At 70.9% G+C, this 7,243-nt stretch carries 10 protein-coding genes; 4 read left to right on the top strand and 6 right to left on the bottom strand.

Going from position 1 to position 7,243, the window contains the following annotated elements; translation table 11 throughout:
* Positions 1-73: 73 nt before the first annotated feature.
* The 3 genes from G5C51_RS38295 to G5C51_RS38285 all read right to left on the bottom strand — a co-directional run bounded on the left by G5C51_RS38295 (position 74) and on the right by G5C51_RS38285 (position 2,488).
* Positions 74-775: a VTT domain-containing protein gene (locus G5C51_RS38295; protein WP_165244914.1), complete on the bottom strand. Its 702-nt coding sequence runs from the start codon at positions 773-775 to the stop codon at positions 74-76.
* Positions 776-892: 117 nt separating this feature from the next.
* Entirely contained in the window at positions 893-1,513 is a 621-nt protein-coding gene (locus G5C51_RS38290; protein WP_165244912.1) for a hypothetical protein, read from the bottom strand.
* A 108-nt stretch (positions 1,514-1,621) separates the two neighbouring features.
* Entirely contained in the window at positions 1,622-2,488 is an 867-nt protein-coding gene (locus G5C51_RS38285; RefSeq protein WP_338118464.1) for a 3-hydroxybutyryl-CoA dehydrogenase, read from the bottom strand.
* A 169-nt stretch (positions 2,489-2,657) separates the two neighbouring features.
* Between G5C51_RS38285 and G5C51_RS38280 the strand changes: the two genes are divergently transcribed.
* Entirely contained in the window at positions 2,658-3,935 is a 1,278-nt protein-coding gene (locus G5C51_RS38280) for a glycoside hydrolase family 10-like protein (RefSeq protein ID WP_165244908.1), read from the top strand.
* A 22-nt stretch (positions 3,936-3,957) separates the two neighbouring features.
* Here G5C51_RS38280 and G5C51_RS38275 read toward each other — a convergent pair whose 3' ends face one another.
* Positions 3,958-4,161 carry a DUF1918 domain-containing protein gene (locus G5C51_RS38275; RefSeq protein WP_165244906.1) on the bottom strand — a complete coding sequence of 68 codons (204 nt, stop codon included), beginning with the start codon at positions 4,159-4,161 and terminating at the stop codon, positions 3,958-3,960.
* Positions 4,162-4,267: 106 nt separating this feature from the next.
* On the opposite strand from G5C51_RS38275, the gene G5C51_RS38270 reads away from it, so the two are divergent.
* Together G5C51_RS38270 and G5C51_RS38265 are read left to right on the top strand one after the other, a co-directional pair.
* Positions 4,268-4,687 carry a GNAT family N-acetyltransferase gene (locus G5C51_RS38270; protein ID WP_165244904.1) on the top strand — a complete coding sequence of 140 codons (420 nt, stop codon included), beginning with the start codon at positions 4,268-4,270 and terminating at the stop codon, positions 4,685-4,687.
* A gap of 22 nt (positions 4,688-4,709) precedes the next feature.
* Positions 4,710-5,288, top strand: coding sequence for a histidine phosphatase family protein (locus G5C51_RS38265; protein WP_165244902.1), 579 nt, complete (start codon positions 4,710-4,712; stop codon positions 5,286-5,288).
* A gap of 19 nt (positions 5,289-5,307) precedes the next feature.
* Here G5C51_RS38265 and G5C51_RS38260 read toward each other — a convergent pair whose 3' ends face one another.
* Positions 5,308-5,712 (bottom strand): DUF5997 family protein, encoded by a 405-nt coding sequence (locus G5C51_RS38260; RefSeq protein ID WP_206314770.1) that lies wholly within the window; start codon positions 5,710-5,712, stop codon positions 5,308-5,310.
* Positions 5,713-5,771: 59 nt separating this feature from the next.
* Here G5C51_RS38260 and G5C51_RS38255 point away from each other — a divergent pair, with 59 nt between their 5' ends.
* Complete coding sequence (locus tag G5C51_RS38255) at positions 5,772-6,572, top strand: LysR substrate-binding domain-containing protein (RefSeq protein ID WP_165244898.1); 801 nt, start codon at positions 5,772-5,774, stop codon at positions 6,570-6,572.
* Between the two features lie 5 nt (positions 6,573-6,577).
* On the opposite strand, the gene G5C51_RS38250 is transcribed toward G5C51_RS38255, so the two are convergent.
* Complete coding sequence (locus G5C51_RS38250) at positions 6,578-7,222, bottom strand: histidine phosphatase family protein (RefSeq protein ID WP_165244896.1); 645 nt, start codon at positions 7,220-7,222, stop codon at positions 6,578-6,580.
* Positions 7,223-7,243: the final 21 nt, after the last annotated feature.

Raw genomic sequence — 7,243 nt, 5'->3', positions numbered from 1 at the left:
ACGACACAGGTCTCACGTGAGGGGGCGGCGCACTTCAAGTGCGCCGCCCCCTCACGAGTGTGGGTGCCGCGCGTCAGCGCTTCGCGTGCCGCCCGCGCTGGCGGCCCGGCTGCGGCTGGATGGTGCCGTCGGCCGACTGCTGCTGCGCCGCCTTCTTGTTCTTGCGGGCCCGCAGGTACTCGATCACGATCGGCAGCACCGACAGCAGCACGATCAGGATCAGCATCGCCTCGATGTTCTTGTGCACGAACTCGATCTGGCCCAGGAAGTAGCCCAGGATCGTCACGCCCGCGCCCCACAGCGCGCCGCCGATGACGTTGTACGTGATGAAGGTCCGGTAGTTCATCCGGCTCACGCCCGCGATGATCGGCGTGAAGGTCCGTACGATCGGCACGAAGCGCGCCAGCACCAGGGACTTGGGGCCGTGCTTCTCGAAGAACTCGTGCGCCTTCTCCACGTTCTCCTGCTTGAAGAGCTTGGAGTCCGGGCGCTTGAAGAGCGCCGGGCCGACCTTGCGGCCGAAGAGATAGCCCACCTGGTCGCCGATCACCGCCGCCAGCACGATCAGCACGCACACCAGCCACAGCGGGTAGTGCAGGTACTTGCCGTTCGCCACCAGCAGTCCCGTGGTGAACAGCAGCGAGTCGCCCGGCAGGAAGAACCCGATCAGCAGGCCGGACTCGGCGAAGACGATCACGAGGATCCCGATCAGGCCGAAGGTCGGGATCAGCCAGTCCGGGTCCAGCCACTGCGGGCCGAGGGCGAGAGTCGTCACGGGTGTGGGCTCCTGGGTAACGGAACGAGAAAAGGCATGCGGTGCGCACGTTGTCGTGCCTAAAGCTACAACGCCGCCGTGAGCCGCATGGTTCTCCGGTCCGGTGACCAGGTCTTCTCAGCTGGTGGTACGGCGCCGGCGGCGCAGCAGCGCGGCACCGCCCGCGGCGGCCGCGAGGCAGATCGCGGCGCCCGTGGCGACCTCGGTCGTGCCGCCGTCGCCGGCGGCCCCGCCCAGGCCGCCGCGGGCGGGCGCGCTCGGGGCGGCGGGAGCGGGCGATGCAGGTGCGGACCCAGGCGCGGACTCCGGCGCGGCGGGGGAGGCGGGCGTCGAGGGAGAGGGCGAGGCCGAGGCGGCGCCCGCGAAGGTGATGACCGCGTTCGCGACCGTGTTCCGGTCCGAGCCGCAGGCGAAGTAGATCGTCGCCCGGCGGCCCGGCTCGGCGTCCGGCGAGATCGTGGCCGTGCCCGTGACCGCCCCGCCCTCGCTCGGCCGCAGGTCCGTCGCCTCGACCGGGAAGCGGGCCGTGCTGCCGTCGCCCACCAGCGCCCCCTCCGCGCGGCCGCCGTCGGTGGGATCGGAGCACCCGCGCAGCGTCAGCGTGACCTGCTGCCCCGGGCGCGGGTTCGCCGGGCTCACCTCGGCGCTGGGTTCTGCGGCGGCGTCCGGGGCCGTAACGGCGAGGACGGCTCCGGTGAGGACGACTACGGCGGATATGCGGCTGCGGCGACGGTGCACGGCGGGGCTCCAGCTCTCCGGTGAGGGGTCGACTGGAGCCGACGCTATGAGCCCGCGCGGGGCCCCGCGATTTCTGCTGGGCCCAACGTGGGACCGGCCACCGGCGGGTCAGCCGTAGGAGTAGAAGCCTGCGCCGGACTTACGGCCAAGACGGCCCGCGTCGACCATGCGCTGCAGCAGCGGGGGAGCGGCGTAGAGCGGCTCCTTGTACTCCGTGTACATCGAGTCGGCGACCGAGGCCACCGTGTCCAGGCCGATGAGGTCCGCGAGCTTCAGCGGGCCCATCGGGTGGGCGCAGCCCATCTCCATGCCGTCGTCGATGTCCTCGCGGGTGGCGATGCCGGACTCGAACATCCGGACCGCGGAGAGGATGTACGGGATCAGCAGGGCGTTCACGATGAAGCCCGAGCGGTCCTGGGCGCGGATGGCGTGCTTGCCGAGGATCTCGGCGGCCAGGCCCTCCGCGCGCTTGATCGTCTCCTCGCTGGTGGTCAGCGCGGGGATCAGCTCGACGAGCTTCTGCACCGGGGCCGGGTTGAAGAAGTGGATGCCGATGACCTGCTCGGGGCGGGAGGTCGCGACGGCGAGCTTCACCAGCGGGATGGACGAGGTGTTAGAGGCCAGGATCGCGTCGGGGCGGGTCATGACCTGGTCGAGGATCTGGAAGATCTCGGTCTTGACCTGCTCGTTCTCGACCACGGCCTCGATCACCAGATCGCGGTCGCCGAGCTCGCCGAGGTCGGTGGTGAAGCTCAGCCGGGCCAGCGCCGCGTCCCGCTCCGCCTCCGTGATCTTGCCGCGCTCGGCCGCCTTGCCCAGGGAGTTGGTGAGCCGGGTGCGGCCGTACTCCAGCGCGTCCCCGGTGATCTCAGCGACTATCACGTCGAGCCCGGCGCGCGCACACACCTCCGCGATGCCGGCCCCCATCTGCCCACAGCCCACGACGCCAACGCGTTCGATGTCACGGCTTTGAATGTCACTGCCCGCCACAACGTGCCCTTCCCTGGGTGTCACTCGTAACGGGCCTGACGTTACCTCGCGGCCACCCGGGTCTTGTGCCCCGGTCACCGGGGACGGAAGGATGTGGCCGCCGAGGAGTGGTACAGACCACTTTCGAATGACGTCTGGGGAGGGTGTGCGGTTTATGGAGGCGGAGAACCCTGGCAACAGAACGTACGGCTTGGGGCGGCGCGGGCTGATCGCCGCGGCGGCCGGGCTGGTGGCGAGCGTGGCCGCGGGCGGCGAGGCGGTGGCGGCGGCGCCGCGACGTGACGGACACGGCGGGGATCTGCCGGTCCAGATGCGCGGCTCGTGGGTCGCGACCGTGGCGAACATAGACTGGCCGGTCAAGAAGGGCCTGACCGCCGCCGAGCAGAAGGCCGGTCTGATCGCCCGCCTCGACGAGGCGAAGGCGCGCAATCTCAACACGGTGATCTTCCAGGCGCGGCCGACCGCCGATGCGATGTGGCCGTCCAAGTACGAGCCGTGGTCGGAGTGGCTGTCCGGCGTGCAGGGTCAGGACCCCGGCTGGGACCCGCTGGGCTTCGCGGTACGTGAGGCGCACCGCCGCGGCCTGGAGCTGCACGCGTGGTTCAACCCGTACCGGGTGCGCAATGACGCCGACGCCTCGAAGCTGATCCCCAGCCACCCGGCCAAGCTGCACCCCGAGTGGATCGTCCCGTACGGCGGCAAGATCTACTACAACCCGGGCATCCCGGAGGTCCGCCGCTTCGTCCAGGACTGCATGCTCGACGCCGTGCGCAAGTACGACATCGACGCGGTGCACTTCGACGACTACTTCTACCCGTATCCGGTGGCCGGGCAGGAGTTCGCGGACGACGAGACGTACGCGCAGTACGGCGCCGGCTTCCCGGACAAGGCGTCCTGGCGGCGCAACAACATCGACCTGCTGATCCTGGAGCTGGGCCGGCGGATCAAGAAGATCAAGCCGCGGGTGCAGTTCGGCGTCAGCCCGTTCGCGGTCTGGCGCAACAAGGCCACCGACCCGATCGGCTCCGACACCACGGCGGGGGCGCAGACCTACGACAGCCTCTTCGCGGACACCCGTAAATGGGTCAAGGAGGGCTGGCTGGACTACATCGCGCCGCAGGTCTACTGGAACATCGGCTTCGCGGCCGCGGACTACGCCAAGCTCGTGCCCTGGTGGAACGACGTCTGCGCGGGCACCGGTGTGAACCTCTACATCGGCGAGGCGCTCTACAAGGTCGGCACCGCGGGCCAGCCGCCGGCGTGGTTCGACCCGGCGGAGCTGTCCAGGCACCTGACCTTCTGCAAGGACTATCCCGAGGTCAAGGGCAACATCTACTTCTCGGCGAAGCAGCTCCCGCTGGACCCGCTGGGCGCGGTCAGCCGGCTCGTGGCAGACCACTATCAGCAGCCGGCGCGACCGCCGCGCTGCTGATTGCTTGAGACGTAAGAGGTGTCTACCTCGGCCCGGGCTCCCCTGCCGCCCCATCGGCGACGCGGGTGGTGTCCGGGCCCGGGGACAGGATCGACTCGTGTCCCTCGGCGTCCCGCACGCGATACGGGCCCTCTGCGCCGAGGACCTCGATGACCTCGACGGTCTTGTCGTGCTGGCCCACGGTGCGACCGTGGGTGCACAGCTTGTCGCCCTTGTTCGCGCGCATCGGCGTGTCCTCCAAGCCGTACGGAGTCGGTAGCGTTCCGTAACGGCAAGTCTATGGCCGAGGGCGGCGTCTGTCCCCCGGGAGACGGCGAGTAGCCTGCCCGTTCATGCACGACGGTTATGAGCTCTCCACCGACCGCGCCCGCCTGGACCGCGCCCTGGTGCACCGCTGGCTCTCCGAGGACGCCTACTGGGCGATCGGCCGCAGCCGCGAGAAGCAGGACCGGGCGATCGACGGGTCGCTGAACTTCGGCGTCTATGCCACCGCGACCGGCGCCCAGGTCGCGTATGCCCGGGTCGTCACCGACTTCGCGGACTTCGCGTGGCTGTGCGATGTGTACGTATCGCGGGAGGCGCGCGGCAAGGGCATCGGCACGGACATGGTGACCGCCGTGCGCGATCACCTGCAGCCGTACGACCTGCGGCGCATCCTGCTCGCCACGGGGGATGCGCACGGCGTTTACGCGAAGGTCGGTTTCACGGCGCTGAAGGACCCGTCGAACTGGATGGCTCTGGGCAAGGAGTGATCTCCCGCCTAGCATCCCGGGCATGAACGTCCGCCTCACCCTCCTCGCCGCGGCCCGCAGCTCGTCCCTCCTCGACGTGCGCTTCGAGGACGACCGGCCACTGGACGCGGCGGGGTGGACCGAGGCGGAACGGGCGATTCCGGCGCTGTCCCACCTGGCGTCGGCGGAGATGCGCTACTGCTCGCCGACGCAGCGCTCCCGCGAGACCGGGCGGGTGCTGGGCCTCTCCCCGCTGGCCCAGCTCGCGCTGCGCGACTGCGACATGGGCCGCTGGCGCGGCCGCACCCTCGGCGAGGTGACGGCGGCGGAGCCGCGCGCGGTGGACGCCTGGCTGGCGGACCCGCAGTCGGCACCGCACGGCGGTGAGTCACTGCTGATGTTCATCCGCCGGGTGGGCGAGTGGCTGGACACCCGGCCCGCGGAGGACGGCGGCCACATCATCGCGGTGGCGGAGCCGTCGGTGATACGGGCGGCGCTGATCTACGCGCTGAAGGCGCCGCCGCCCTCGTACTGGCACATCGATCCGATGCCGCTGTCGACGGTGAACCTGATGGGGCGGCCGGGGCAGTGGAGCTTGCATTTTGATGGGTGGGGCTACTGACCGGGGTGGCTGGCTGGGGCTACTGACCGCTCTTGTCGGGCTTCCCGGCCTCTTCCTCCCGCTTGGCCTTCAGTCGGGCGGCCTCCTTACGGACGTCGGCCTGGGTGGCGCGCTCCTGCTGCAGCCACTCGGGCATCTCGGCCTTGAGGGCGTCGATCTGCTCGGTGGTCAGCGGGTCCGTAATGCCGCCGCGAGCGAGGCCCGAGATCGAGACGCCGAGCTTGGAGGCGACGACGGGGCGGGGGTGCGGGCCGTTGCGGCGCAGCTCCTGGAGCCACTCGGGCGGGTCGCTCTGCAGCGCGTTCAGCTCGGCGCGGGAGACGACCCCCTCCTGGAAGGAGGCGGGAGTGGCCGGAAGGTACACACCCAGCTTCTTCGCCGCGGTGGCGGGCTTCATCGTCTGGGTGTTCTGCTGCGAGGTCATACGTCCCAGGCTACCGATCATTCGACGGCTTCCCCTCCGCCGGCGGCTAACCTGGCGGGGTGACAGGCACCGATGACCCGCAGGTTTTCCGGCTCGGCTACGTACCGGGCGTGACGCCCGGCAAGTGGGTGGGGGTCTGGAACGAGCGGCTGCGCGATGTGCCGCTCGAGCTCGTACCCGTACCACCGGGGGAAGCGGCTGCGCTGCTGCGCTCGGGCGGGGCGGATGCCGGACTGCTGCGGCTGCCGGTGGACCGTACGGAGCTCAACGCGATCCCGCTGTACACGGAGACCACGGTGGTGATCGTCCCGAAGGACCACCTGGTGACGGCGGCGGAAGAGGTCACGCTCGCGGACTTGGCAGACGAGGTGACGCTGCACCCCCTGGACGACTGCCTGGACTGGGACGGCCCTCCCGGCGAGGCGGCCTTCGAGCGCCCGGGGACGACGGCGGATGCGGTGGAGTTGGTGGCGGCGGGCATCGGCTTGCTCGTCGTACCGCAGTCGCTGGCGCGCCTGCACCACAGAAAGGACCTCACGTACCGCCCGGTGACGGACGCCCCGCAGTCGCAGGTGGCGCTGTCGTGGCCCGGGGTGGGGGAGGAGGCGCCGGACCTGGTGGAGGAGTTCATCGGGATCGTGCGGGGCCGGACGGTCAACAGCACACGGGGACGGCGGGGCCAGGAGGCCACGGCGGAGAAGGAACGTCCCACGGCGAAGGCGAAGGCGAAGGCCAAGGCGGGGAACGAGCGGGGACGGAAGGCCGCGCCCGGCGGAGCCGCCGGGGGCGGCGGCCGGCGGACGGGCGCCGGTGGCCCGAAGAGCGGCGGGCGTCGTGGCGGGAAACCCCGTCGCCGCTAGGGCGTTCAGGCGATGCGCAACGGGTCGGGGAAGCCGGTCCAGCGGAGTTCGTCGGCGAGATGGCTCGTGTCGTTGTAGACGAGGACGGACGCTGGGCGGGTCGGGGCGTAACGGATCACGGTGAGGGCCGCATTGGCGGGATTGAGGCCCATCCAGCGCCAGGCCGGGGCGTCGAGCGCGGCACGGACCAGCCAGGCGACAAGGAAGGCGTGGGTGACGACGAGCTCGTGGCGCGGGCGCGGGGCGCCCGGCTCCAGCTCCAGCTCCGTGACCGGCCCGGTGAAGTCGGCCTCCGCTTGCCGGGCGAGCTCCTCCCCGCGGGTGCGCTCTGCTGGGGAGATCGAGGCGAGACGTGGCAGCAGGGCGTCGGCGATGTCCGCTGGCAGCTCGGCGCGGTCGGGCACGTGGGGGACGTAGTCCCCGGCCGCCTCGCAGGCGCGTACTGGTAGGCGCTGTCCAGTTGCTTGCTCCTCGACGATCCGGGCTGTCTCCGCGGCTCGCGGCAGCGGACCGTGGTGCACGGCTGTGAGCGGGACGTCCCGCAGGCGCCGGCCCAAGAGCACGGCCTGGCGGCGGCCGGCTGCGGTGAGACCGCCGTCCTCGGAGACGGCCTCGGCGTGGCGGGCGAGGTAGAGGTAGCGATCTTGCATGGGGGTGGGGACGTGTGGGGG

It is taken from the genome of Streptomyces coryli (assembly GCF_011044975.1).
Classification (GTDB): domain Bacteria; phylum Actinomycetota; class Actinomycetes; order Streptomycetales; family Streptomycetaceae; genus Streptomyces; species Streptomyces coryli.
Note: the sequence above shows the minus strand (reverse complement) of the source record. Positions and strands in the feature narration are given on the sequence as shown.

What these genes read in the sequence shown, in the direction of transcription:
- G5C51_RS38250 (WP_165244896.1), bottom strand. Translation starts at nt 7,222, where the DNA reads ATGCAAGATCGCTACCTCTACCTCGCCCGCCACGCCGAGGCCGTCTCC.
- G5C51_RS38260 (WP_206314770.1), bottom strand. Translation starts at nt 5,712, where the DNA reads ATGACCTCGCAGCAGAACACCCAGACGATGAAGCCCGCCACCGCGGCG.
- G5C51_RS38275 (WP_165244906.1), bottom strand. Translation starts at nt 4,161, where the DNA reads ATGCGCGCGAACAAGGGCGACAAGCTGTGCACCCACGGTCGCACCGTG.
- G5C51_RS38270 (WP_165244904.1), top strand. Translation starts at nt 4,268, where the DNA reads ATGCACGACGGTTATGAGCTCTCCACCGACCGCGCCCGCCTGGACCGC.
- G5C51_RS38280 (WP_165244908.1), top strand. Translation starts at nt 2,658, where the DNA reads ATGGAGGCGGAGAACCCTGGCAACAGAACGTACGGCTTGGGGCGGCGC.
- G5C51_RS38265 (WP_165244902.1), top strand. Translation starts at nt 4,710, where the DNA reads ATGAACGTCCGCCTCACCCTCCTCGCCGCGGCCCGCAGCTCGTCCCTC.